Origin of the sequence: Rouxiella sp. S1S-2 (assembly GCF_009208105.1) — a bacterium.
In the GTDB taxonomy this organism is placed as follows: domain Bacteria; phylum Pseudomonadota; class Gammaproteobacteria; order Enterobacterales; family Enterobacteriaceae; genus Rouxiella.
Genome location: NZ_WFKL01000001.1, coordinates 2,441,063 through 2,466,536, shown reverse-complemented (window position 1 = coordinate 2,466,536; position 25,474 = coordinate 2,441,063). Strand labels below are relative to the sequence as shown.

The 25,474-nt window shown below is 52.4% G+C and carries 23 protein-coding genes and 1 pseudogene; 10 read left to right on the top strand and 14 right to left on the bottom strand.

Annotated features, from left to right (window positions below; translation table 11 throughout):
- Positions 1-220: 220 nt before the first annotated feature.
- Entirely contained in the window at positions 221-1,204 is a 984-nt protein-coding gene (zntB, locus tag GA565_RS11665; protein WP_055771479.1) for a zinc transporter ZntB, read from the bottom strand.
- 384 nt (positions 1,205-1,588) lie between these two features.
- Here zntB and GA565_RS11660 point away from each other — a divergent pair, with 384 nt between their 5' ends.
- Complete coding sequence (locus GA565_RS11660; RefSeq protein ID WP_055771476.1) at positions 1,589-2,014, top strand: hypothetical protein; 426 nt, start codon at positions 1,589-1,591, stop codon at positions 2,012-2,014.
- A gap of 104 nt (positions 2,015-2,118) precedes the next feature.
- Here GA565_RS11660 and ycjG read toward each other — a convergent pair whose 3' ends face one another.
- Positions 2,119-3,099 carry an L-Ala-D/L-Glu epimerase gene (gene ycjG / locus GA565_RS11655; RefSeq protein ID WP_152198580.1) on the bottom strand — a complete coding sequence of 327 codons (981 nt, stop codon included), beginning with the start codon at positions 3,097-3,099 and terminating at the stop codon, positions 2,119-2,121.
- Positions 3,100-3,347: 248 nt separating this feature from the next.
- Between ycjG and tpx the strand changes: the two genes are divergently transcribed.
- Positions 3,348-3,851: a thiol peroxidase gene (gene tpx / locus GA565_RS11650; protein ID WP_055771468.1), complete on the top strand. Its 504-nt coding sequence runs from the start codon at positions 3,348-3,350 to the stop codon at positions 3,849-3,851.
- A 121-nt stretch (positions 3,852-3,972) separates the two neighbouring features.
- On the opposite strand, the pseudogene GA565_RS11645 reads toward tpx, so the two are convergent.
- Positions 3,973-4,251, bottom strand: a pseudogene (locus GA565_RS11645) (thioredoxin family protein); the annotation flags it as partial.
- 291 nt (positions 4,252-4,542) lie between these two features.
- On the opposite strand from GA565_RS11645, the gene proP reads away from it, so the two are divergent.
- Positions 4,543-6,045: a glycine betaine/L-proline transporter ProP gene (gene proP, locus GA565_RS11640; protein WP_152201457.1), complete on the top strand. Its 1,503-nt coding sequence runs from the start codon at positions 4,543-4,545 to the stop codon at positions 6,043-6,045.
- Between the two features lie 120 nt (positions 6,046-6,165).
- Here the strand turns inward: proP and GA565_RS11635 are convergent, their stop codons facing one another.
- From GA565_RS11635 to GA565_RS11605, 7 genes are all read right to left on the bottom strand, one after another.
- Positions 6,166-6,858 carry an amino acid ABC transporter permease gene (locus tag GA565_RS11635; protein WP_152198579.1) on the bottom strand — a complete coding sequence of 231 codons (693 nt, stop codon included), beginning with the start codon at positions 6,856-6,858 and terminating at the stop codon, positions 6,166-6,168.
- A gap of 21 nt (positions 6,859-6,879) precedes the next feature.
- Entirely contained in the window at positions 6,880-7,572 is a 693-nt protein-coding gene (locus tag GA565_RS11630; RefSeq protein WP_226951029.1) for an amino acid ABC transporter permease, read from the bottom strand.
- 90 nt (positions 7,573-7,662) lie between these two features.
- Positions 7,663-8,487, bottom strand: coding sequence for a transporter substrate-binding domain-containing protein (locus GA565_RS11625; RefSeq protein WP_055771455.1), 825 nt, complete (start codon positions 8,485-8,487; stop codon positions 7,663-7,665).
- Between the two features lie 15 nt (positions 8,488-8,502).
- Positions 8,503-9,246 carry an amino acid ABC transporter ATP-binding protein gene (locus tag GA565_RS11620; RefSeq protein ID WP_152198577.1) on the bottom strand — a complete coding sequence of 248 codons (744 nt, stop codon included), beginning with the start codon at positions 9,244-9,246 and terminating at the stop codon, positions 8,503-8,505.
- A gap of 42 nt (positions 9,247-9,288) precedes the next feature.
- Positions 9,289-9,855 carry a peroxidase-related enzyme gene (locus GA565_RS11615; protein ID WP_152198576.1) on the bottom strand — a complete coding sequence of 189 codons (567 nt, stop codon included), beginning with the start codon at positions 9,853-9,855 and terminating at the stop codon, positions 9,289-9,291.
- Positions 9,852-10,334, bottom strand: coding sequence for a CMD domain-containing protein (locus tag GA565_RS11610; RefSeq protein WP_152198575.1), 483 nt, complete (start codon positions 10,332-10,334; stop codon positions 9,852-9,854). The genes GA565_RS11615 and GA565_RS11610 overlap by 4 nt, the downstream gene beginning before the upstream one ends.
- Positions 10,331-11,794: an NAD(P)-binding domain-containing protein gene (locus GA565_RS11605; RefSeq protein WP_152198574.1), complete on the bottom strand. Its 1,464-nt coding sequence runs from the start codon at positions 11,792-11,794 to the stop codon at positions 10,331-10,333. Before GA565_RS11605 ends, GA565_RS11610 begins: the two co-directional genes overlap by 4 nt.
- A gap of 177 nt (positions 11,795-11,971) precedes the next feature.
- Between GA565_RS11605 and GA565_RS11600 the strand changes: the two genes are divergently transcribed.
- A complete protein-coding gene (locus tag GA565_RS11600) occupies positions 11,972-12,931 on the top strand; it encodes a LysR family transcriptional regulator (RefSeq protein WP_152201456.1) in 960 nt (319 codons plus the stop codon).
- 51 nt (positions 12,932-12,982) lie between these two features.
- On the opposite strand, the gene tyrR is transcribed toward GA565_RS11600, so the two are convergent.
- Positions 12,983-14,554 carry a transcriptional regulator TyrR gene (gene tyrR, locus GA565_RS11595; RefSeq protein WP_152198573.1) on the bottom strand — a complete coding sequence of 524 codons (1,572 nt, stop codon included), beginning with the start codon at positions 14,552-14,554 and terminating at the stop codon, positions 12,983-12,985.
- A 250-nt stretch (positions 14,555-14,804) separates the two neighbouring features.
- On the opposite strand from tyrR, the gene xthA reads away from it, so the two are divergent.
- Positions 14,805-15,614: an exodeoxyribonuclease III gene (gene xthA, locus GA565_RS11590; protein WP_152198572.1), complete on the top strand. Its 810-nt coding sequence runs from the start codon at positions 14,805-14,807 to the stop codon at positions 15,612-15,614.
- Between the two features lie 5 nt (positions 15,615-15,619).
- The gene (locus tag GA565_RS11585; RefSeq protein ID WP_152201454.1) at positions 15,620-16,030 is read left to right on the top strand and encodes a pyrimidine (deoxy)nucleoside triphosphate diphosphatase; all 411 of its coding nucleotides are present in this window, start codon (positions 15,620-15,622) and stop codon (positions 16,028-16,030) included.
- On the opposite strand, the gene GA565_RS11580 is transcribed toward GA565_RS11585, so the two are convergent.
- Positions 16,005-17,969, bottom strand: a complete 1,965-nt coding sequence (locus tag GA565_RS11580; protein WP_193311901.1) for a DNA topoisomerase III — start codon at positions 17,967-17,969, stop codon at positions 16,005-16,007. The two genes, GA565_RS11585 and GA565_RS11580, sit on opposite strands and share 26 nt — an antisense overlap.
- Before the next feature lie 352 nt (positions 17,970-18,321).
- Positions 18,322-18,873 carry an NAD(P)H nitroreductase gene (locus GA565_RS11575; RefSeq protein WP_152198571.1) on the bottom strand — a complete coding sequence of 184 codons (552 nt, stop codon included), beginning with the start codon at positions 18,871-18,873 and terminating at the stop codon, positions 18,322-18,324.
- A gap of 164 nt (positions 18,874-19,037) precedes the next feature.
- Between GA565_RS11575 and sppA the strand changes: the two genes are divergently transcribed.
- A complete protein-coding gene (sppA, locus tag GA565_RS11570) occupies positions 19,038-20,894 on the top strand; it encodes a signal peptide peptidase SppA (protein ID WP_152198570.1) in 1,857 nt (618 codons plus the stop codon).
- 102 nt (positions 20,895-20,996) lie between these two features.
- On the opposite strand, the gene GA565_RS11565 is transcribed toward sppA, so the two are convergent.
- Positions 20,997-22,505, bottom strand: coding sequence for a lytic polysaccharide monooxygenase (locus GA565_RS11565; protein ID WP_152198569.1), 1,509 nt, complete (start codon positions 22,503-22,505; stop codon positions 20,997-20,999).
- A gap of 361 nt (positions 22,506-22,866) precedes the next feature.
- Between GA565_RS11565 and ansA the strand changes: the two genes are divergently transcribed.
- From ansA to map, 3 genes are all read left to right on the top strand, one after another.
- Positions 22,867-23,877: an asparaginase gene (gene ansA / locus GA565_RS11560; protein WP_152198568.1), complete on the top strand. Its 1,011-nt coding sequence runs from the start codon at positions 22,867-22,869 to the stop codon at positions 23,875-23,877.
- A gap of 9 nt (positions 23,878-23,886) precedes the next feature.
- Positions 23,887-24,534 (top strand): bifunctional nicotinamidase/pyrazinamidase, encoded by a 648-nt coding sequence (pncA, locus tag GA565_RS11555; RefSeq protein WP_152198567.1) that lies wholly within the window; start codon positions 23,887-23,889, stop codon positions 24,532-24,534.
- Between the two features lie 100 nt (positions 24,535-24,634).
- Positions 24,635-25,420, top strand: coding sequence for a type I methionyl aminopeptidase (gene map / locus GA565_RS11550; protein WP_152198566.1), 786 nt, complete (start codon positions 24,635-24,637; stop codon positions 25,418-25,420).
- Positions 25,421-25,474 lie beyond the last annotated feature (54 nt).

Here is a 25,474-nt window from a genome sequence, read left to right as displayed (position 1 = left end):
ATTGATATTTTACCGATAAAAAGTTGCGCTAAATCAATATCCGCTCGCCGCGATTAGCGCAGTATTCATATCGCAGGTGAATGCAACGTCAAGCGATGGGCGTTGTGCTCCATATTGTCTTATTTAAGAATTTTAGAATTATTGCATAGCGTAATTGATTCGAATAATGCCGGTCTATGACCGGCTTTTTTTTATGTATTTTTAAAACACTATTTAACCGTTACAACCACTTGCTGCGCTTCATCCACCACGCCACGCCGCCAACCAGAATCACCAGCAAAGCGCAGAACACCGCAAAGCTCATGTGATTGCTGGCACCGGGTATGCCGCCCAAATTGACGCCAAACAGGCCGGTCAGGAAGGTGGTTGGCAGGAAGACCATCGCCAGCAGCGACATAGTATAGGTGCGGCGATTCAGCGCGTCGGCCATCAGTGAACTGATTTCGTCAGACAGCACCGCCGTGCGCGCAATGCTTGAATCTAAATCATCGAGGCCCCGTCCCAGACGGTCAGAAATTTCCTGCATACGGCGGCGCTCGTCGTCAGTCATCCACGGAAAACGCTCACTGGCCAGTCGGGCAAACACGTCACGCTGCGGTGACATGTAGCGACGCAGTACGATCAGTTGCTTACGCAGTAACGCCATTTGTCCACGCTCAGGCACCTGCTGCTCCAACAGAGCATCTTCAAAATCGATTATTTTATCGTGCAGATCTTCAATAAAATCGCTGGTGTGATCGGTCAGCGCATCACACATCTCCACCAGCCAGCTGCCGGTATCCGTGGGGCCTGTTCCTTGCTGCATGTCATTGATGATTTCATTCATCGAAAACACTTTGCGATGACGCGTGGAAACAATCATTTTATCTGTAAGATATACACGAATGGTGACCAGCTGATCCGGACGCGCATTGGCATTGAGATTGATACTGCGCAGCGTGATCAATGTGCCGTCGCCCATGCGCAGCACTTTAGGCCGGATACTTTCGCCGGCCAAGGCTTCCCGCACGCTGTCGGGTAAAACGGGCGTACTGTTAATCCATTTTTCACTGTTGGGCATGGAATAGTCGAGGTGCAGCCAGCAGGGTTTAGCGATACTGGCTTCGCAATTCGTGTCAATCTCGCTCACGCCACCTTTGCCGTCGAGCTGATACGCATAAACTGCGTCAGAGACCTGTAGTTCTTCACCCTTAATCACGTCCACGTTATTCCTCACTTTCTCTTCTCATTTATATAAGTCTAGCGTTAACTCTTTGAAGCTCCAACACATCGGTTTTAAAAGCGTACAGTGGCAGTAACCGATAAACAGGCTAATAATGACATGTGCGCCCGATGAAGGTGTGTGTGCACCGCGTAAGAGTGTTTCAAGATGTAGTCACTGTCGATAAATTTATACCGGCGGGCATTTTGAACGTAAAGGCGGGTCAGCTTTGAACGAATTTAAGGTCAACAGGTGCGCCGGGCATAGCCTGACATACTTTCTTGCATTGAAGAAATAGACGCTGAGATACGAATTCATACACTACGCTAACGAGGCTTCACGCTTTTGCAAACATAACGCCCCTTTTACATCAGGTTAAATAACAAAATGAAAAAAATGCTTCTGTCACTGCTGGTTATTGGATCTATGGCCAATGTGGTACATGCCGCTGATATGATTGGTGATTACACGGCAGCGGGATACACACACTGCGGCGGAATGAAGGTGCTGACCAGCGCGATCGCCAGCGATGACACGATGGTTATGCAGATTACCGATCCTAAAACTAACGCTTCGCAGATTTATTTTGGCAACCGTACTGCCGATGAGAGTGACAAAGTGAAGTACACACTTTCCACTTACAACGCAGACACTAAAACATTTACGCCCGATCCCTCAAATACGGTGATCAAATTCGGCATTAATGAAAACTCAGCGGGCACCAAAGGTGCAGAGCTTTACCAGCTCTCCATGGCGGGCCAGGTTTATACCTGTGCGCCTTACACCGTATTTGATCCGTTGGCCAAGAAGTAGTTTTCCACGTTAAGGCCATTGCACTAAGATCACCGTACAACATCTCAAGCCCCGGGGTTAATGCCGCCGGGGTTTGATGCGCACTACGCTTTATAGCCGATCATTCAATCACCCGTTGCCTGTAAATCTATCACCCCGCCGTGAAACGCCAGGCCGGGCACCACGTCTTTTTCTAGCCATGTAGGCCCATCAAGATCGATAAACTTTGCTCCCTCCGTTAATGGCAGCGCTGCGCGAACCGCGCGTGAGGTGCAAAGCATGCAACCGAGCATAATTTCCAGCCCAGTTTCCCGGGCAGCAGTTGCCAGCTTCAGCGCGGCGGTGAGCCCTCCTGTTTTATCCAATTTAATATTGACCATCTCATAGCGACCGGCCAACAACGGCACGTCCTCAGCGGTATGACAGCTTTCATCGGCGCAAATGGGCAGCGGATGAATAAAGTTTGCCAATCCTTCATCCTGACCCGCGGGCAGTGGCTGTTCAAGCATCAACACGCCGAGGTCGGCTAGCAGTTGGCAGCGCGACGCCAGCCCTTCGCTTTGCCAGGACTCGTTGGCATCAACGATCAGGGAGACATTGGGCACCGCCGTGCGAATTGCCACCATACGTTCGGTAATAAAGTGATTATCGAGTTTAATTTTGAGCAACGTTGCGCCATTTTGCTGATGGGCAATCGCCGCTTCTGCCATCGCCTCGGGAGTATCAACGCTCAGCGTTTGCGCCATACTGATTGAAGCCGCGGGATGAGTATCGGTAAGTTGCCACAGTGTTTTACCGCTCTGCCGCTGTTGTAAATTCCACAGCGCCGAGTCCAGGGCATTTCTCGCCGCGCCCGCGGGCAACAGCTTTTCGATTGCATGACGGTCAGCGCCGTTTTCAATAGGCTGACTCACAGATTCCAGCTGGGCCATCACTGAAATTTCACTTTCACCATAATGCGGGTACGGCGTGCACTCGCCGGTGCCAACCACCCCGTCCTCTTCAATGTCGACCACAATAACACGCGCTTCACTACGACTGCCGCGAGCAATAACAAAGGCCGTATGCAGCGGCCAGGCTTCAGGATAAAAGCGTACGCTTCTCATTCACTACTCCATCAAAACGCCGTCGGGCAAGATGCAGCGAGGCTTTGATGATTATAGTCGAGGGGCGTTGGGCAAGACATTTTTGACTGGCGAACGAACCGGCGAAAACGAAAAGTTTCCACACTGTAAATTGACCTTTTAAAGACCCGATTGTTAACTTAAACTTGAACTGATTGAAAAACCCATACTTTTGCAACAAAGTGCCTGTAAACTTGAGCACTCTTGCAACATCGCATTAAGGATAAATCATGACTCAGACCGTACATCTTCAAGGCAATCCTGTTAGCGTTGCGGGTCAGTTGCCGCAAAAAGGCGACGTCGCCAAGCCGTTCACTCTGGTCGCTAAAGACCTGTCAGACGTCGCATTGAGCAGCTTCGCCGGTAAACGTAAAGTCCTGAATATTTTCCCAAGCGTTGATACCGGCGTTTGCGCCGCGTCCGTGCGTAAATTCAACCAGGTAGTTGGCGAACTCGACAACACCGTGGTGCTGTGTATTTCTGGCGACCTGCCTTTCGCACAGTCTCGATTCTGTGGCGCAGAAGGCTTGGCTAACGTGGTGACGCTCTCCACCCTACGCGGCGACGATTTCAAATCAGCCTACGGCGTTGCTATCACCGACGGCCCTCTGGCTGGCCTGACATCGCGTGCAGTTGTCGTGCTCGATGAGCAAGATAACGTGCTGCACAGCGAACTGGTGGGTGAAATCACCGACGAACCAAACTATGACGCTGCCATTGCCGTTCTGAAATAATTAATTTACCGACTATCAGGCCCCGCCATTCGGTGGGGCTTTTTTATAGATTATTATCGCTAAGTTTGACAAACACAGTGTCAACAAGGCCTATGACAGCAGGCTTTTATATTTCTGCCCTTCACGATTTGATCCCATTTTGCGTTGCGTGATCGAGTGCGTAAATAACGATGCCCGGCGTCAGCACCTGCGCTAGCATGACCCGTTTGCCACCGTCTGCGGGATAAATCACATAAAGAGGCAATCCACCGCGACCAAAGTCACTGAGCGCCTGCTCCACATCGGGATGGTACTTGGTCGAATCCGCGATCCTATAAATAGTGTCAGTACGCGCCATGGCGGCTTTAACTGCCTGAGTCGACAGCGAAGTTTTTTCGTTTACCTGGCAGGTAATACACCAGAGCGAGTCCAGGTATGGCCGCCACTGCCAGCGTGCCCAGACTGCTTTTCATACGCATGTTGATTTCTACATTATGAGGCAGGCGATATCGTCTGATGACCTTACCCCTGGGTTCGCTGCTCGCAAAGTAGGGGTTGCGGACATCAATAAATATTTATCCTTAGCGCAGGGGGTTAACTTTTTGCCTCCTTCGTTAAACCTCCTATAATACTTATGCTTAAGGCCGTGTATTCAGAGTAAAGTTTCTCCCGCTTAAAATTGTGGAGTGAGTTTAGACAAGGGAAGTATATGATTAAATTAAGAAAGAAACGTGTTAAACCGATGCATATCAATGACATTACGATCATTGACGATAGCAAGCTTAAAAAAGCTATCACCGCAGCGGCTCTGGGTAATGCCATGGAGTGGTTCGACTTTGGTGTCTATGGCTTCGTGGCCGTCGCGCTGGGTCAGGTGTTTTTCCCGGGTGCAGATCCGGGTCTGCAGATGATTGCCGCGCTGGCAACCTTCTCTGTTCCCTTCCTCGTCCGTCCTCTTGGCGGTCTGTTCTTTGGAAGGCTCGGTGACAAGTTTGGTCGCCAAAAAGTGCTTTCAATTACCATCATCATCATGTCGGTCAGTACCTTCTGTATCGGCCTGATACCCTCCTATGCCAGCATAGGTATCTGGGCGCCTATTCTGCTTCTGTTAGCCAAATTGGCGCAGGGTTTCTCGGTGGGTGGCGAATATACCGGTGCGGCCATTTTTGTGGCGGAGTATTCTCCGGACAGAAAACGCGGCTTCCTGGGCAGCTGGCTTGATTTCGGCTCCATCGCCGGTTTTATTCTCGGCGCAGGCGTAGTTATTCTGATAACCAGCATCGTTGGGGACCAAAACTTCCTGGATTGGGGCTGGCGTCTGCCGTTCTTTATTGCTGCACCTTTGGGTCTAATCGGTATTTATCTGCGCCACGCGCTGGAGGAAACGCCCACCTTCCAGCAGCACGTTGACAAAATCGACAGCAACTCGCGTAAAGAGATTGCAGAACCGCCGAGAGTGTCGTTCCGCGAAATTTTCACCAAGCAGTGGAGGGCATTGATTATCAGTGTAGGTATGGTGATCGCCACCAACGTCACCTATTACATGCTGCTGACCTACATGCCGAGCTACCTTTCGCACAGCCTTCACTACTCGGAAGATCACGGTCTGCTGATCATTATTGCCATCATGGTCGGTATGCTGTTTGTACAACCGTTTATGGGGTTGTTGAGTGACCGTTTTGGCCGTAAGCCATTCGTGATTATCGGCAGTATCGGTCTGTTTATTCTGGCAATTCCGTGCTTCATTTTGATTCAAAGCAACGTGATTGGTCTGATATTCCTCGGTCTGCTTATTCTTGCCGTGTTGCTCAACTGCTTTATCGGCGTTATGGCATCCACCTTGCCCGCGATGTTCCCAACTAATATTCGCTACAGCGCGCTGGCTATCGCCTTCAACATTTCGGTGCTGGTTGCTGGCCTCACGCCAACGATTGCTGCCTGGCTGGTTGAAGCGACCAATAACCTGTTTATGCCTGCCTACTACCTGATGGTGGTTGCGGTTATTGGGCTCGTTACCGGTGTGTATATGAAAGAAACCGCCAACAAGCCGTTGAAAGGGGCAACGCCTGCAGCGTCTGACAGAGCGGAAGCGGTAGAAATTTTGCAGGAGCATCATGATAATATCGAACAGAAAATCGAAGATATCGATGCGCAAATTGCGGAACTGCAGGGTAAGAGAAAGAACCTTATCGATCAGCATCCTGAAATTAACTGATTGCTGAGATTGGCAGACAACTATAGTCGGTTAGCTGCTGATGTATAAGAATAACGTCTTAAGCACGTTTAAAGCCGGTCGGCAGCGCTGACCGGCTTTTTTAATACTTAAATTCAGGGACTAGGTGCGGATCCTAAGTGCTGCTTCAAGCTTGTCGGCAATCTTGGTTACCACGTAGGCGATCACCATGTAAAACACCACTGCCACCAAAAAAGCTTCGAGATAGTAATAATTGAGTGCCGCCGCTAGCTGCGCTTGGGCAAATATATCGACCACTTCAATCGCAAAGGCCAGTGAAAGCGCCTTCATAATCACCATGAACGAGTTGGCCAAGTCAGGAATGGCCGCAATAATCATCTGTGGGAACAGCACCCGCCGAAACAGCTGACTGCCGGTATACCCCAGTGAATGGGCCGCATCGGCCTGACCGCTGTCAAACGAGTTTAACGCCCCTTTGATAACCTCGGCCTGAAATGCCGCTACGCAGGCGCTCAAGGCGACGATAATGATCACCCAATTCGGCAATGAGTGACCGTTATAGTCAATCCCGAACAGTGACGCGGTGAAGTGCACTGCCGTCGGTAAACCGTAGTAGGCGAGGAAAATCATCACCACCATCGGAATGCCTTTGAAAGTGACTTTGTACGCCACCACCAGTTGGCGCAGCACCGGTATCTTTTTGTGCTCAATAAACGCAAACAGACCGCCGATTAAGGTCGAAAAGACGAATATCGTCAACGCCATCAGTAGCGTATTGGGTACCGCGTCTAAAATACTCCAAAAATCCGGAATCAATACATCGATATCAAACATAGCTTAGTGACCTTCTCTCTGTCAGATGCTCGCCGTGAGCTTTATCTTGGTGGGCGCATTCTTCGAGGTGTATTTAGACAAACGAAGCTCGAAGAAACGCACGATAAGCCAGGCAATCAGGCACAGTACCGAATAGATAACGCCGAGTACCAGATAGGTTCCAAACTGGTACTGATTATAAGAGCGTTCCATAATCAGATGCGCTGTTGCCATGACGTCGGCGGCCCCGATGTACATCACCAGCGCCACGTTGTGGATCAGGTAAATAATGGCGTTTCCATAACCCGGCAGGCCAATGTGTAACGCCTGCGGGCCGGCAATGCGGGTCACTTTTTGGTAAAAGCTGTACCCCAGACTGTCGGCGGCGTCGTGCTGTCCGCGCTCAACGGCCAAATACGCAGGCCGCATCACCTCGGATAAATAGCCGCCGTGATACAGGCTCAACCCCACCATTGAGGCCAGCGTCGGCGTGATGAAGTCTTTCATGCCAAACAGTCCAACAAAAATGGGCAGGCCGTAAAAAGCCACAAACAGTTGCAGCACAACCGGCACGCTGCGGGCGTAGGACACGTAGAGGTCTGCCAGTTGGCTAATGCCCCATATTCTGCGCACTCGGAAGGTTGTCGCAATCAATGCCAGCAGGAAGCCGGCAATAAGCGCCACAAACATAATCGCTAGCGTCAACGGCAAAGCCGAGAGTAGCTCGGGAATCATGGTAGTAAGATCCACGTTGAAACACTCCTAAATGTAATTTCAGCTTTGACCGTTGACCAAAGAAAGAGGGGTTAGGTTAGGCTATGTACCCTACTTGATGTATTTAACCACGTCCTCGCCGAACCACTTCTGCGACAGCTTGGCCATCGTGCCATCGTCTTTAAGCTCTTTAAGCGCCTTGTTTACATCGTCTGCCAACACTTTGTTTTCATCTGAACGATGGATAAGCACGTAGGTGTTTTTGATGGCCACCGGCTCGCTGGCTTTAATATTAAGCTTCAGGTTATCAATCACGGTCTGCTCACCAAGGTTCGAAGGCAAAATAAGCGCGTCATATTTGCCGCCCTGAACTTCTTTCAGGCGGTCCGGATAAGGCACACCGGCGCTGGAGGCGCTAATATTGAGTTTGTATCCGCTGTTTTCCTGCTGCCATTGGTTAACAAATTTATAAACACCACCGCCAGCGGTCACTGGAACGATGTTTTTGCCCACCAGGTCTTTCATCTCGCTGATATTACTGTCTTTACGGCTGTAGATTTTCATCAGGCTGGCCCCTTCAGGATTGGACGGGATCAGGAATTGTTTGCTGCGCTCGGGGGCAATATAAAAACCGGCGGTTGCCATGTCGTATTTACCGGTAGCGAGGCCCGTTTCCTGAGCGATTTCTCCGGCGCCTTCCATTTCAAATTTGTACTGAGGCAGCTTGGCGTTGATGGCTCTCAACAGGTCCGGCTCATAGCCCTGAGGTTCAACGCCGATAGCGCCCCACGAAAGTGGTTTTGATTCCGCGGCAGTCGCAATTTTAATCACCCGCACGTCGGCATGGGCATAGCCGATTGAGGAGGCAGCGATAGCCACACCACCCAGCAGAGCAAGGCTGAAACGGCGGCGTAAAGTCGATTTATTTGCAGGCATTGTTGTTATCCTTTTTTATGAGTTATATGAATGTTCAGAACGGAGGAACTGGGCAAGACGCGGATTTGCCGGACTCTCAAAAATGTCGCCTGGACTCCCTTCGGCAGCCACCACGCCCTGGTCCATAAATACGATGCGGTTTGAAACGCTTTTGGCAAACTGCATTTCATGAGTCACCAGCAGCGAAGTAATGCCGGATGAGGTCACGTCCTTAATCACTTTCAACACTTCGCCCACCAGCTCAGGGTCCAGTGAAGAGGTCGGTTCGTCGAAAAGGATCACATCCGGTCGCACTGCCAGCGCGCGTGCAATACCCGTGCGTTGCAGCTGGCCGCCGGAAAGTTGTGAAGGATAGTGGTCAACTTTTCCGGACAGACCAACGCGCTCAAGCTCTTCAAGGGCAATTTTTCTTGCCTCATCTACCGATTTGCGCTGAACCACCACTAAGGGGTCCATCACGTTTTGCACCACGGTCATGTTTTTGAAGACGTTAAACTGCTGAAAAACCATCGCCGTGCGCAAACGAATAGCCTGAATGGCCTGTTTGTCGACCGATTGGTAGTCCATCTGAATCTGGTCAAAGGCAATGCTGCCGGACGACGGTTTGGCCAAATAGTTAATACATCTCAGCAGCGTAGTTTTACCGGTACCGCTGGGGCCGATAATTGATACCACGTCACCGCGCTTTACCGAGAGATTAACGCCGTTAAGAATCGGTGAGCTTCCATAGGAGAGCTTTATGTTTTGCAATTCAAGCATGTCTGGATAGTTTCCTTTCGGGTGCGTTGACGTTAATCAAGGTTATTTCCCGCTGTCGGCGTGGCCGAGAACGTGCATCAGGCGATTGGCCCAGCCAAAAATCGACACGGCGTGGATCAGGTCAATAATTTCAGCATCGTTCAATCCTACGGCTCTCAGAGCAGCGGTATCCTCTACCGTTGCCTGCGACGGCACCGCTGAAAGTCGACGCGCAAAGCGATACACTGCCGAATCGCGGGGGCCGAGCAGTTCGGGTTGCTCAAAATATAGCGCACTGACCACGTCGTTACTTTTAGTCAGATTGGCATGGCGACGGGCGTGAACCACGGCACAAAACTTGCAGCCATTGACGATTGAAGCCCCCAGCGCGCCGAGTTCGCGGTCGGCGTGGGCCAGGCCCCCTTCGACGTACATAATGGCGTTAAACAGCACCGTGCGGGCAACGTAGCTCTCGGGATCATGTGCCAGCGTGCGCACATACTCCGATATCTTTTTGTTAGACGGCGTCACCTTCATCGCTTCAAGCTGCTCAGGCGTGGCATCGGCAACCTCAACCGGGGCGAGATAAGGATGCCAGGTCAGTGGTTTCAGGCTTACGGAGGGGATCATAGCAACCTCATCAGGCGCAATCCGCTGGCGACTTTGGCTTGAAAATTAACAAAGGCAATCAGCTCGGAAAGCGCGACGATTTGCCCGCTATCAAGTCCAGCCAGTTCAAGCAGCCTGATATCGCCAGCCTGTGCCTCACTCGGCGTCAGCGTCACTAAATCAACGTGACGGGCGATGGCGGCCAACGGCTGTTCAAGATTTACCTCACCCTTGGCAAAGGCCAACGTTGCGGCATCGGCATCCAGTGCGTCCAGCTGGGTTGAATAATCATCAATCAGCGACGTGTCGCTGTTTAATGATGCGATGCGCAAAGCCACCGCGAGGCGAAAATCGTGCCCCAGTGCCTGAGTGTTTGCCGGTTGCAGCACCGAGAGGCGGCAAAGCTCGGCACCCTGAACAAATTCAGGGCGAAAGCGCCGCGTTTCGAACAGCGCATCATCGGGAGAAAGACCGGCGGCCTTATCTATTGCATCGATCACAATGCGGTATCCTTCTTGAGTAAGGGAGTAGAATCAGTCCATTCGTCGCCCTGCAGTTCAGGAATGTCATAGGCGACCAAATTGGCAAAATGGGTGTCAACATCACGGGCAAACAGCGCGGCAGTTATACCGCGCACCAAACGCTCAGCCCCGGCGCTGACCGCCGGAATATCGCCTGAGACCTTGCCATGGGTGAGCATTGCCGCATCGTTAAAGCAGTGAATCTGCGCCAGCATCGGGCAGGTGCCGGGCACCCGTTCGCGAAATTCAAACGCCGGCCCAAGGTCGGGCGATTCCAAAAGATTGGCGCGCGGCGTCCCCATCTGCGGCGTATAGCGGCCATCCGCCCAACTGCGAATATGTGGAGCCAAAGCGGCAAACTCCGGACGGCCACTGAAGTCGTTGGAGAAACCGGTGGCAGCAATCAGGAAGTCATAGCGCAGCCGCCCCTGCGTGGTGTCAATCAGCAGTTCTCCGGCGTCTTCTTTTACCGACTTTATGCCGCAGTCAAGCAGGAAGCGGGCATTGGCATGGTGAGACACGCGCAGAGTCGAACTGCGCGGCGGTGGCGTTTGGGTCATCGCGGTATAGTCAACAAACTTCCACTTCCACGCATCGGGCAACTGATGCATGCCGTGCACCACGCCCTGACTGCCAATGCCGGTCATTTTGTTGATGCGCGGCATCTCTTTACGGCGGATAAGCAAATCTACCGATTCTGCGCCGGACTCAAGCGCGGTGGCGGCATTGTCCATTGACGAGGCGCCCGCCCCGATAACGGCCAAACGTTTGCCTTTGAGGGCGGTAAAATCAATATCATCGGCAGAGTGTGCCCAATAGCCGCTGTCAACGCCCTTGAGGAAATCAGGAACCGCAAAACCGCCGAGTCCAGAACGACCGGTGGCCAGCACCAGGTGTCGCGTATAAACCCGCCCTGTCTGCGCGCCTCCAAGGTCCAGTGCAATCAGATCACCGGCGGGTGCGATAGCGGTCATACGTACGCCATTTTGTACCGGCAGCGCCAGAACCCGGCGGTACCAAATCAGATAATCCATCCACTGATTTTTTGGGATTTTGTCCAGCGACGCCCAGACATCACTTCCCCACTGCGCCGTGAACCAGGCGCGAAAAGTGAGCTGCGGCAGGCCGAGTGCCGGACCGTGCAGGCTTTTTGGCGAGCGAAGCGTTTCCATGCGGGCAAAAGTAGCCCACGGTCCTTCAAGTCCTGCCGGAGCGGCATCGTAGGCAACCACGTTATTGATGCCAGACAGTACCAACTTGGCGGTGGCGGCGAGTCCACACATACCAGCACCGATGACAACCACGTCGCGCACGGGTGCGCCGTCATGCATGCGCGCTGGAACCCACGGTTTCGCAGGCAGTTCCAGCAAAGACAGGTCTTCAGCCAGTCGTTTTTCGAGCGCATCCAATCCGGTTTCGTTATCAACCCGTGCGGACATAATTAATACCTCTGTTTATCAGCTAACGTATATTAAATACTTATATTCAATTATATGAAAAACGCATTATGATTCATTGTGTATGCGAATTCTTAATACTAATTAATAATTAGCTTATTCTAAAAATGCAATTAAAATTGCCGCTAATGAAAAATTAAGGACTTACGGATGCCGAAAATGACTTCCCTTAACGATCTGGATCTTCGACAGTTAGAGGCTTTCTCTGCGGTTATCTCGTCGGGCAGCGTGACGGCGGCAGCCAAAGTTCTGCAGCGCTCGCAGCCTGCCGTCACTCGGCTGATTCAGGATTTGGAAAATGCAATCGGCTACCCGCTTTTTTTGCGCAACGGGCCGCGTATTCATCCGACCGAGCAGGCATTGCGCCTGCACGAATACGTTGAGACAGCGTTGATTTCACTGCAGCAGATAAGACGGCGGGCCAATGAAATCTGGAAAGAAGAAAAAACGCCGCTGCTGGTTGCCGCGACGCCGTCTATGGCTTCAGGTTTACTTCCCATGGCGCTGGCAAAAATAAGCCTGGACGATGCGGTGCAAATTCTGAGCGACTCGGCCGAGCAAACGGCGCACGCCATTATTACCGCCCAGGCCGAGTTAGGCATTAGCAGCCTGCCCCTTGAACATCAGGGGGTTCAGGTGCATTGGATTGGTCAGTCACGCTGCGTATTGGCGCTGAAAGAAGACGATCCGTTGGCGCAAAAAAGTCAGATTTCGCTCGGCGATTTAGCCGCCCGCAAACTGATTACACCCTACAATCCATACCGCCTGCGCAGGCGGTATGAGCAGGTATTGCGCAGGGCCAATGTTAAACCGGCGGGGATTATTGAAACCAACTCTTCAGTAAATATCTTGGCTTGCATTCGCGCAGGATTAGGCGTTGCCATTCTTGAACCGGTCACCGCCTATGGGCTGCCGCTGTTGGGAGTCGTACTGAGGGAGCTTGATGTCGATATTCCGTATTACTTTGGCGTCACTACGCCGCTGTCAAAACCGCCGCGTCCCATAGTGCTGGCATTAATTGAAGCCTTGAAGCAGGCCGCGGCCAATCTGCTACCGGAGTTTGTCTGCCTTGAGGCCAACGAACACGCGCGCGTGATGCAGTCTTTGCATCAGGAATAGAAACAAAAAATCCCGCCGGATAGCGGGATTTTTTAGGCCAACGAGGGCGATTTATTCTTCGCCGTCACCTTCTGGCCTGCGACTGCTTAAGCCATATTCACGCAGTTTGTTGGCAATTGCAGTGTGCGAAACGCCTAAACGCTTAGCCAATTTTCGCGTGCTCGGATAAGTGCGATACAGGCGGGTCAGCACGGAACGCTCAAAGCGCTTGCTGATATCGTCAAGCGAGCCGTTTAACGCCTCTTCACCCAGCGTAACTTCGACGTCAAAATCAGGCAACGCGATGTCCTGCGGGCGAAGCTCGTTGCCTTCGAGCTGAGTCAGGGCGCGATAAACGGCGTTTTTCAACTGACGCACATTGCCCGGCCAGCCGTAGTGGGTTAAATAACTGCTCAGTTGGGCGTTGAGTTTTGGTCGCGCCATGCCCTGCTCATCGGCAAAGCGCGCTACAAACAGCTCGGTCAGCGGCATAATGTCAGTAGGACGATCGCGCAGCGGGGGCAGCGTCACGGTCAGCACGTTGAGACGATAATAGAGATCTTCGCGGAAATCGCCGCGCTGCACCAGCTCAACCAGATTTTTCTGCGTCGCACAGATAACTCGGACGTCAACACGCACCTCATGCTCCTCACCTACGCGGCGGAAGGTGCCGTCGTTGAGAAAACGCAGCAGCTTTATCTGCATTCTTGGCGACATTTCGCCAATTTCATCAAGCAGCACCGAGCCGCCGTTAGCCTGCTCAAAGAAGCCTTTTTTACCTTCAACGGCATTAGGATACGCGCCCGGCGCGTAGCCAAATAGCTCACTCTCGACCACGTCGTCAGGCAGTGAGGCGCAATTAAGTCCGAGGAACGCATTTTTGCCGCGCGCACTGCGCAGGTGACAGGCGCGTGCCAACAAATCTTTACCGGTGCCAGTATCACCAACGATCAACAGCGGGGCATCAAGCATTGCCAACTTTTTAGCCTGCTCAAGGACTTGACGCATTTTTGGGCTGACGGCCACAATATGGTCAAATTCACGCTCGTCATTGATGGTCAAATCTTGCAGTTGGCGGCCCATACGTGCGGCAGATTTAAGCATCACCACGGCACCCACCACTTCATTCGATTCGTTTTCATCGTCGAGCTGAATCGGCGTGAGGTCCATCAAAAAATCTTGCCCGTGGATCACCACACGCTCGGTGTGCGGACGGGTGCTGTCCATTTCAAGCCAACGGGTGAAGTTGTAGCCGTTGATTAGACTGGCGGCGGTGTGATTGCGGATCCTCGCATCGTCAAGCTCAAAAAGGGCCTGCGCTGCGGGGTTGGCCTGCTCAATCTTGCCTTTCATGTCGATGGAAAATACCGGCTCAGGCATTGAGACCAGCAACGCACGCAAGGCGCGGTGTTCACGTTCGGAAGGCATGAAAGGCACGGTTCTGACGTCGGTCACGCCTTCAATGCGGCGAATTTCTGCCATCAGCGCGCGGAAGGTATCAAAATCAAGCTGCGAGAAGTTGAGGTAAATACGCCCGATTGAGGCGATTTCTATCCCATGCAGATCAATACTGCGCAGCACTAATAAATCGAGCAACTCTCTGGCAAGACCCAGACGGTCTTCGCAAAATACTTCAAGGCGCATCAGTGTAGACCTTTTTCAGGAAACGCAAAAATTCATAGGCTTATAATACCCTGTCGTGGGCACTGTAAAAAGAGACTGTCACAAAATGTTGACAGAAAATTAGCGCCCTGTCGAAATCATCACCCACGCTGAGTATTTCTTGCGCCGCCCGCCTCTGAATGCGGCAACTTACGCCGCCAAGGCGCGTTACATTTGACAAAAAACTCTGCTAACATCATCGCCTGATTTCAATGCCAAATGGTTCCCGACTATGAAGTTCGTCTCTTTTAATATCAACGGATTGCGCGCTCGCCCTCATCAGCTTGCCGCCATCATCGAACAACATCAGCCAGACGTCATCGGCCTGCAGGAAACAAAAGTCCATGACGACATGTTCCCGCTTGAAGAGGTCAGCCAGCATGGCTATCACGTCTTTTATCACGGCCAGAAAGGCCACTACGGCGTGGCACTGCTGACCAAAGAAGCTCCTGTGGCGGTGCGTCGCGGATTTCCTGGCGATGAAGAAGATGCGCAGCGCCGCATTATCATGGCCGACATTCAAACTCCGCACGGTCTGCTAACGGTGATCAACGGCTACTTCCCGCAGGGAGAAAGCCGCGACCATCCGACTAAATTCCCGGCCAAACAGCGTTTTTACCAGGATTTGCAGGACTATTTACAGCAGCAAATGGCGGTTGAAAACCCGGTCGTGGTGATGGGCGATGTGAATATCAGCCCAACTGACCTGGATATCGGCATCGGCGAAGACAGCCGTAAACGCTGGTTGCGCACCGGCAAATGCTCGTTCCTGCCGGAAGAGCGAGAGTGGATGGAGCGCCTTAAGGGCTGGGGTTTAGTTGACACCTTCCGCTCGGCGAATCCTGAGGTTAACGACCGCTTCTCGTGGTTTGACTATCGTTCAAAAGGCTTTGACGACAACCGCGGCCTGCGTATCGACCTGGTGCTGGCTAGCCAGCCGTTAGCGGCACGCTGCATAGCGACCGGCATTGACTACGAGACGCGTGCGATGGAAAAACCTTCGGACCACGCACCCGTTTGGGCCGAGTTTGACCTGAAGTGAAACCGTTGAAACCGGTAGAGGTGGTCGCCGCCATTATAGAGCGCGACGGCCACATTCTTCTGGCCTGCCGCGACGGCCAAAGCGATTTGGCCGGCATGTGGGAGTTTCCCGGTGGAAAAGTTGAAGTCGGTGAAACACAGCGGGAAGCATTGTTCAGAGAGCTGAGTGAAGAACTTAACATTCATGCTCAAGTGGAAAAATGGGTTGCCAGCAATACCTGGCAGCAGGGCGAACGCCTGATTGAGCTGCACGCGTGGCGAGTCAGCGGTTTCAGCGGCAATATTGCGTTACGTTGTCACAGCGAAGTGCGCTGGGTTACGCCTCTCGAAGCGTTTTCCTTTCCGCTGGCTCCGGCGGATATTCCCCTGCTCAACGCGTATATTGCGGACATTACTCAGCGGCCTGGTCTGATTTAGGGGCAGCACGTTTGCGCTTCGGTGCGTCACCTGTTTTTGATTTAGATGAGCTAGCCTTCGCTTTGAATGAATTCGGCTTGGAAGGAATAGTGCGAAACGCCGGTGATACGCGATTTTGCTTGGCCTGAACAATCAAGTCTTGCAACGTGCTGACCAGTGGCTGCATAAAATCCTGATAGCGGCAGTTCTTCTCGCTGATGCGCGTCAAGGTTGATTCCCAATCGGCGGTCATATCCGGTCTGGCGGCAATGTCCGGCAAGGAGTGAATGAGCGCCCTGCCGGTATCGCTGGAGTGAATATAGCGCCCTTTCTTGTACAAGAACTCACGGCGGAACAGCAGCTCGATAATGCCTGCGCGGGTCGCTTCGGTGCCGAGTCCATCGGTGGCACGCAGGATCTTTTTGAGCGCCTTGTCTTGTACAAAACGCGCAATCCCGGTCATCGCCGACAGCAGCGTGGCGTCGGTAAACGGTCTAGGCGGCTGAGTTTGCCGCTCCACCACTTCACCCCGTTCGCACAACAGCTCATCACCCTTGGCAACCACCGGCAGCGGCGTACCTTCGTTCTCTTCATCGCGCTCTTTGCTGCCAAGCAGCGTACGCCACCCGGCCTCGGCCAGAAAACGCGCCTTGGCAACGAACTTGCCACCGGCGATATCCAGGTCAATCACGCACTTGCGAAATACTGCATCGGCGCAAAACTGCATCAGATACTGGCGGGCAATCATGCCATAAATTTTGCTTTCATCTTCAGTCAGGTTAACGCGACTGCTGCGCGCGGTGGGAATAATCGCGTGGTGCGCATCCACTTTTTTATCGTCCCAGCAGCGGTTACGCTTGTCAGTATCCAGCGCAGGCTGCGGCATCAGGTCCGGCTGATGAACGCTAATGGCGTTTAACACCGAATGACGCCCGGCAAAATGCTCCTCCGGCAAATAGCGGCTGTCGGAACGTGGGTAAGTAATCAGTTTATGCGTTTCATACAGCCGCTGGCAGATATCAAGGATCTTCTGTGCACTCAGGTTAAAAGCTTTAGCCCCTTCGATTTGCAGCGTAGACAGCGAAAACGGCAGCGGTGAGACTTCGGATTCGCGCTTGTCATTATAACCACTAACGATAGCCGGCTGGCCGCCGATACGCGCTACCACATGGTCGGCAAGCGGGCGATGAAGGAGTCGCCCTTCTTCGTCCTGAAAGGGTTCACAGGATTCGCTAGGCTGCCAGATAGCCACAAAACGCTCGTCGGCGGGGGTAACAATGTGTGCCTTGACCTCAAAGAAGTCTCTGGGCACAAAGTTTTCAATCTCTTCATCGCGGCGCACCACCAGCCCGAGCACCGGCGTTTGTACTCGCCCGACCGACAGCACGCCGTTATAACCGGCATTGCGCCCGAGAATGGTATAAGCGCGGGTCATATTGATGCCATACAGCCAGTCAGCGCGCGAACGGGCCAGCGCGGAAACGCACAGCGGAATAAATTCTTTGTTGTCGCGCATTCTGGAAACCGCGCGCTCAACCGCCTGCGGATTGAGGTCATTTACCAGACAGCGTTGCACCTGCTGACGCTTTTCGGGCACCAGTTCGAGATAATCGAGAACTTCATCCACCAACAGTTGCCCCTCGCGATCAGGGTCACCGGCGTGAACCACTTCACTGGCCTCGAGCAACAGCCTCTTAATAACATTCAGCTGTTTAGCGACGGAAGCGCGCGGCTGAAGCTGCCATTTATCCGGGATAATCGGCAGATCTTCAAGCGCCCAGCGTGCAAAGCGGCTGTTGTAGGCATCCGGCTGCGCCTGCTCCAGCAAGTGTCCGACGCACCAGGTGACCACGTCCTGACTGCCGCAGGCAATATATCCGTCACCCCGTCGATGGGGTTTGGGCAATACATCAGCGATTGCTCTGGCAAGGCTGGGTTTTTCGGCAATAAATAGTCGCATCAGGCATGGCTCACTGGCAGAGGGTGACAACTCGTCCTTTAGTTCTCCCTATGTTAGCCGCTGCGCCAACAATTGATAAGTCAGGATTATGACTTGGGCGGGACGTTCGCTCACAAAAACGGCTAAAAAAGGAATTATCGGATAAATCAGGGAATAATAGCTTAATGTTTACACGGCTGAGCAGTGCATTTTGGGCCGGGCGTCGGCTGCCCCAGCCTAACCCTCACCCAATGTCGAGGGGAGCTAAAAACACGGCGTTCAGTCAAAGAGTGACGAGACGTTGCCTGAGTTCCTTCCCCCGCTCTTTTTTCAGCAGGGGAAGGTTAGGATGGGGCTGTTTTACGTGTAGATTTTAGAAATAACTGACAAAAGCGGCGCTGTCGGCCGGGATCACCTGGGTGCTGGATTTCAACTGCGGAGTCCCGAGGTAGAGGAAGCCAACGATGTGGTCTTTCTCTTCGCAGCCAAACGCTTTGCGCACGGCGGCGTGCTCAGTCCAGGCACCGGTACGCCAGATGCCGTTAAAACCCTGAGCCAAGGCGGCCATCTGCATCGCCTGAACAGCGCAGCCTGCGGAAACAACCTGTTCCCACTCTGGCACTTTGGCGCTCTCTTTTACGTCAGCGATAATGGTGATGATTTGCGGGGCGCGCATCGGTGCCTGAGTGGCTTTCTCAATCGCCTTCTCGTCCATGCCGTCTTTCTCTGCCGCACTTCTCAGCAAGTTGCTAAAACGAGTCAGGCCATCATTTTCCACAATCACAAAGCGCCACGGTTGAAGTGCCCCGTGGTCAGGCGCACGCATACCGGCGTTGATGATGTTTTGCAGAACGTCGCCAGAAGGCGCGGGAGCGGCAAGGCGTGAGGCGGAACGGCGGTTTAAAAGCAGGTCCAGAGCGTCCATAAATCTCTCCTGATAATGAGTTGTATTCGCTTAACGTTAACATAACCCGCCTGACCCTGGCTATCAGCCCCCACCTCTCTGCCAAATTATGAAATGATTTAAAGCTGACTTTTATCCGGCAGGTCATTAGGATAGCAGCACTAGTCGCTCTTAATGGAGAGAACATGCGCATACTGTGGCGAATCATCGCCGGTTTTTTTAGGTGGACATGGCGTCTGCTTAATTTTGTAAGAGAATTTATTCTTAATCTTTTCCTGGTGCTGATCATTTTGGTCGGCGTGGGAATTTATTTCCAGTTGCAGTCAAAACCCGTCGAAACGCCAAGCAAAGGCGCACTGCTGGTTGACTTGAGCGGAAGTGTGGTCGATAAACCCACGGTGAATAACAAGGTTCGCCAACTGGGACGTGAACTGTTGGGCACCTCAAGCAATCGCCTGCAGGAAACCTCGCTGTTTGACGTGGTCGATACGATTCGTGCCGCCAAAGATGACAGTAATATCACCGGCCTGGTGCTGTCTCTCACCGACTTTACCGGCACCGATCAGGCTTCGCTGCACTACATTGGTAAGGCCCTGCGCGAGTTTCGCGACTCTGGCAAACCCATCTATGCAGTCGGCGACAGCTATAACCAGACGCAGTACTATCTGGCCAGCTTTGCCAACAAAATCTATCTTTCTCCGATGGGTACCGTCGACCTGCACGGCTTTGCGACCAACACGCTGTACTACAAAACGTTGCTCGACAAGCTGAAAGTGACCACCAATATCTTCCGCGTGGGCACCTATAAATCAGCGGTTGAACCGATGATGCGCGACGATATGTCTCCGGCTGCACGAGATGCCGATACTCGTTGGGTCACTGGCCTGTGGAACAACTATCTCAATACTGTTTCTGCCAACCGTCAGTTGACGCCTGAACAGTTATTCCCTGGTGCTGCAGGTATGCTGAGTGGTCTGCAGGAAGTGGGCGGAGACACGGCTCAATACGCGCTGAAAAACAAACTGGTTGACGAACTGGCCTCACGCGGTGATGCCGACGAGGCGATGATTAAAGCATTCGGATTCAACAAGCAGAAGAAAGACTTCAACTACACCACCATTGAAGACTATTCGCCGAAAATTAAGCAGGACGACAACGCGGCGCAAATCGCGGTTATCTTTGCCAACGGTGCCATCATTGACGGTGAAGGCCAGCCGGGCGATGTGGGCGGTGACACTACCGCTGAGCAGATTCGTCAGGCGCGCCTCGACCCTAAAGTTAAGGCGATTGTTTTTCGTGTGAACAGCCCGGGCGGCAGCGTCAGCGCCTCCGAAGTTATCCGCTCAGAACTGGCCGCGGCCCGAGCCGCGGGTAAACCCGTTGTCGTTTCAATGGGCGGCATGGCGGCGTCGGGCGGTTACTGGATTTCAACGCCAGCCAACTACATTATCGCCAGCCCTAGCACGCTCACCGGTTCAATCGGTATCTTTGGGGTGATCAACACCTATCAGGATACGCTGGGCCAGTTTGGCGTGCACACCGACGGCGTGGCAACCTCGCCGCTGGCCGATATTGCGGTGACCAAGGCTCTGCCACCGGAGTTCTCGCAGATGATGCAGATGAACATCGAGAATGGCTATAAAACCTTCCTCGGCCTGGTTGCCAAGGCGCGTAATAAAACCCCAGAGCAGATTGACCAAATCGCTCAGGGCCACGTGTGGATCGGAACAGATGCCAAGGCTAACGGGCTGGTAGATCAGCTGGGCGACTTTGATGACGCGGTTAAAAAGGCCGCCGAGCTGGCGAAACTGCCCACTTGGCAGTTGAACTGGTACGTTGACCAACCGAGCATCAGCGACATGCTGTTTTCGCAAATGAATGCGTCGGTGCACGCGATGTTGCCTGCCGTGGCACAGGCTTATCTGCCTGCGCCGGTTGCCGACGTGGCGCTGAAAATGAGCGCGCAGGCCGATTTGTTTGATAACCTGAACGACCCGCAAAATCGCTATGCGATGTGTCTCACTTGCGGTGAGGTGAAGTAAAAAAACCTTCATTACTTGTCATGCCTTTAGCATAAAAAATGGCCCCTTCGCGGGGCCATTTTTTTTGCAGGTTATTTTCTTATACAGATAACCTGTAGAACGCTAGATTTTATTCCATGCATCGCTGCCGTAGCTTCCGGCCGGGTTGTATGCTGCCTGAGCACACCACCAACCGTGTGGTACGGCTTTACACTGATAGTTGCTGCCGTTGGCAGACACTTTATCGCCAGGCGCATACTTTTGGCCTGCAACATACTGCGGGTATTGCGTTTCATTACCCTGATCATTGTCCGCTTTTGCAGGAACAACAATCGACTGTTTTAGCGTTTTAGAGAGCTTGCCAGCGTTAACCTTGACGCTAACCTGCAGATTTTGCTCTTTTTTAATTCTTTCTATCACAAAGCTTTGACTATCTTTGCCCTCGCCCGTTATTTGAGCATTGTTAGGCAGCGTCCAAACATAAGACACATTGCCCGTGGCTTGCGTATTAGACACCGTGACGCCTTTAAACGTAACCTGATTAGGATTCACCGTTGGAGTAACGGTGAAGTTTAGACCATCTAAAAAGGCCTGATTTTGGTTGACCGGCGGCTTGACGGGTTGATCGTCATCTTCGGCAGCCTCAAGATAAACCGCGCTGCTGTATTTATGGCTACTTTTGGTATAAACGTCGTAATAGGCGGCAGCGGCGCCGAGGGTAACTTCGTTATTTTTCAAGGTGCCGACTTTGGCTAAATGGGTTTCTGCATTAATTTGTTTTGCCAACTTAAATAACCAGTCTTTTTTAGCCAAATTGTTTGAGGCGGTGAACTCGGTTTCAAACGCGACTGATCCGGCTTTCATTGAATCAAACAGGCGGAAGCGCACGGTGGTGCCTGCTTTAATATTCTCATCGGCCTTAATCCCGTCACCCACTCTTTCCCAACCCGGCGTTGATACGCCATTATTGGTAATTTCTACGTCAGCACAGGTGGTAAATACTTCATTGGTACCGTGATTTTTAGAGACAGGCCAGGCGGCGAAAATGACATGTCGGCCCGCCTGTTGTGAAGGTAATTTAAAGTTAAAGTGAGTCTCATTATTACTGTCTGGCGCGTTGGGGTTGGGATTAACTTGGCTATTCGCATCACCGTCTCTGCGGCCCAACAATTCCAGGTCGCTCCATTTCAACGGGTTCGCCGGGTTATACTCAGATTTAGTAATGTAGAATGCGATATGGTCGGTACCGTGAACGGCGGTATATTTATAGGAAAGGTCGACGCTACCGTCAGCATTTACTTTCAGGGGAGAGATAGGCCAGTCGCCCTTCGCGAGACCAATGTTGATGCCTCTATAGTTTGATGAGCACACCGCGCCGTCTTGAATTTCATTCATGTAATTTCTGCCGCCCCGGTTGGTATGACCCCCGAGCTCAGTCAAACCCACGTTGCCGGCATTCTTCCATGCCACGCATCCTGGCGTGGTCTCATGATTCATTTCCTTATGACACATCACATTTCGCGCAGTCGGCGTAGAAATATAGCCATGAGCCTGTGCCGTAGTAGGCATTAATAGCGCTGCAGGTAGCGTCATTGCTACCGCAAGTGACAAAATACTTTTTGAAAATTTCATTATTTAACGTCCTTTTACATGCCTGGATTTATTTTTCCAAATTGGAAATTCAGATTCCCGCGCCCCATCACTGGGTTAAGCGTCCGCATAAAAGCTTTGTCACGAACCGCCTTGATACATTTGCCTATACTTTGAATTATTTTGTTACACCGGCATATAAGAGGAGACGACCAACGTTGCAGACAATCATCTGGGGTGAGGAGAAAATTCTTGCGATGATCACAGTGCGGGAATCAACCATTGAGCACTTGGTGCGGCTTACACTCGCAAGAAAAAAAGGACATTCTTTTTATTCAAGCACTCTGCCTTTATAATCCCCCCACCTGGCCTGTCTGGCTGATTAAAAAAAAGAATTGTGCTAATGACTAAAAAATCGATTTACGTTGCCTACACCGGCGGTACCATCGGCATGCAACGTTCAGAACAGGGCTATATTCCTGTATCCGGCCATCTCCAGCGCCAGTTAGCCCTGATGCCAGAGTTCCATCGTCCCGAAATGCCTGATTTTCACATTCAGGAGTATTCACCGCTGATGGACTCTTCGGATATGACCCCGGAAGACTGGCAGCACATCGCCGACGACATACAGGCACATTACGACCAGTACGATGGTTTTGTTATTCTGCACGGCACCGACACGATGGCGTTCACCGCCTCCGCGCTGTCGTTTATGCTTGAAAACCTTGGCAAGCCCGTAATCGTGACAGGGTCACAAATACCTTTGGAAGCTCTGCGCTCAGACGGTCAGATTAACCTGCTGAATTCACTGTATATCGCGGCCAACCATCCGGTTAATGAAGTGACCTTGTTCTTCAACAATCGTCTTTATCGCGGCAATCGCAGCACCAAGGCGCACGCCGACGGCTTTGACGCTTTTGCCTCGCCGAATATGTCACCCCTGCTTGAGGCTGGTATTCACATTCGTCGACTGTCTACGCCGTCAATTCCTGCACCCACCGGCCAGCTGCGTGTGCACAACATCACCCCTCAACCCATTGGCGTAGTGACCATTTATCCAGGGATTTCCGCCGAAGTCGTGCGTAACTTTCTGCAACAGCCGGTAAAAGCGCTTATTTTGCGGTCTTATGGCGTGGGTAATGCCCCACAGAAAGGCGACCTGCTCAAAGAGCTGAAAGAGGCCTCCGAGCGCGGTATCGTGGTGGTAAACCTGACTCAGTGCATTTCCGGCAAAGTGAATATGGGCGGTTACGCCACCGGCAATGCCCTGGCACATGCGGGCGTTATTAGCGGCTTTGATATGACCGTTGAGGCCACGCTGACCAAGCTACACTACCTGCTGAGTCAGTCGCTTTCTGCCAGTGAGACACGTGATCTGATGCAGCAAGACCTGCGTGGTGAATTAACCGTTTAAGGACACTCAATGAAATCTGCGCTGTTGTTGATCGACCTACAAAATGACTTTTGCCAAAGCGGCGCGCTGGCGGTGGCAGAAGCTGATGAGACAATAAACATTGCCAATCTGGCCATTGCAGCCTGCCGCCATGCCAATATTACCGTGGTCGCCTCACAGGATTGGCATCCAGCCAACCATCGCAGTTTCGCTGTAAATTCCCAGGCCGAAGCCTGGACGTTGGGCGAGCTCGACGGGTTGCCCCAAGTATGGTGGCCAGTACACTGTGTGCAGGGTCAGCACGGCGCCGATTTTCATCCCGACCTCAACACGGCGGCCCTCGATTATATTGTTTATAAAGGGCAAGACAGCGCTATCGACAGTTACAGTGCCTTTTACGACAATGGCAGGCGCGCGGCCACCCTGCTCCACGACTGGCTGCAGCAGGCGCAGATTGAGCATGTGATTGTTATGGGGCTCGCCACAGACTACTGCGTCAAATTTAGCGTGCTTGATGCGTTGGCACTGGGCTATCAGGTCACACTGCTTGGCGACGGCTGTCGAGGCGTAAACCTTGAACCCGGTGACAGCAAGCGGGCAATTGACGAGATGCAGCGGGCGGGTGCCAAAGTGCAGAACTTGTCTGAGCTGGTTGGCACCCTGCACTTCACGATATGAAAATGAAGGCTCCACGCAGCCATTAATGACAAAAATTCAATGAATTGGGCCACTTTGAGTAAGTCGCGCCCTGTTCCTCACTAAAAGAAGTCGAATAAATATGAGCTCAGTAAAAATCCATACCCAGCAGGAAATCGAGAAGGCCCGCATCGCGGGAAATACCGCAGCCAAAGTGCTCGAGTTTATCAAGCCTTACGTGAAAGTCGGCGCGACTACTGACGAGATTGACCAACTGTGTCACGACTTTATCGTCAATGAACTGAAAGTGATCCCGGCCAATATTGGTTATCACGGTTACACCAAAACCTCATGTACCTCGGTTAACCACGTGGTCTGCCACGGCATTCCTGCGGATAAAAAACTCAAAGACGGTGACATCGTCAACATCGACGTGGCCATTATTCAAGACGGCTGGTACGGTGACACCAGCCGTATGTATTACGTAGGCAAACCGACGATTCGCGGTCAGCGCTTGGTCGAGGTCACGTATCAGTCGATGGTTGCCGGCATTAAAACGGTACGCCCGGGTGCGACACTTGGCGACGTGGGCGCGGCTATTCAGCAGGTTGCTGAAAGCAATGGCTTTTCGGTGGTAAGGGAGTACTGCGGTCACGGCGTAGGTGAGGAGTATCATACCGATCCACAGGTGTTGCACTATGGTCGCCCTGGCGAAGGTTTAGTGCTGGAAGCGGGGATGATTTTTACCATCGAACCGATGATCAACGCCGGTAAAGCGGCCACCAGCGTGCTGTCTGACGGCTGGACTGTTGTGACCAAAGACCGCTCGCTCTCGGCCCAGTGGGAGCATACTATTGCGGTGACTGAAACCGGTTATGATCTGTTAACACCGTGGCCAGAAGGCACCGGCGAGTACGACCCTCTTTAATCGACAAGATGATTTCCTTCCTTAGCCCCTATCTTAAGGGCAAGGAAGGAATTA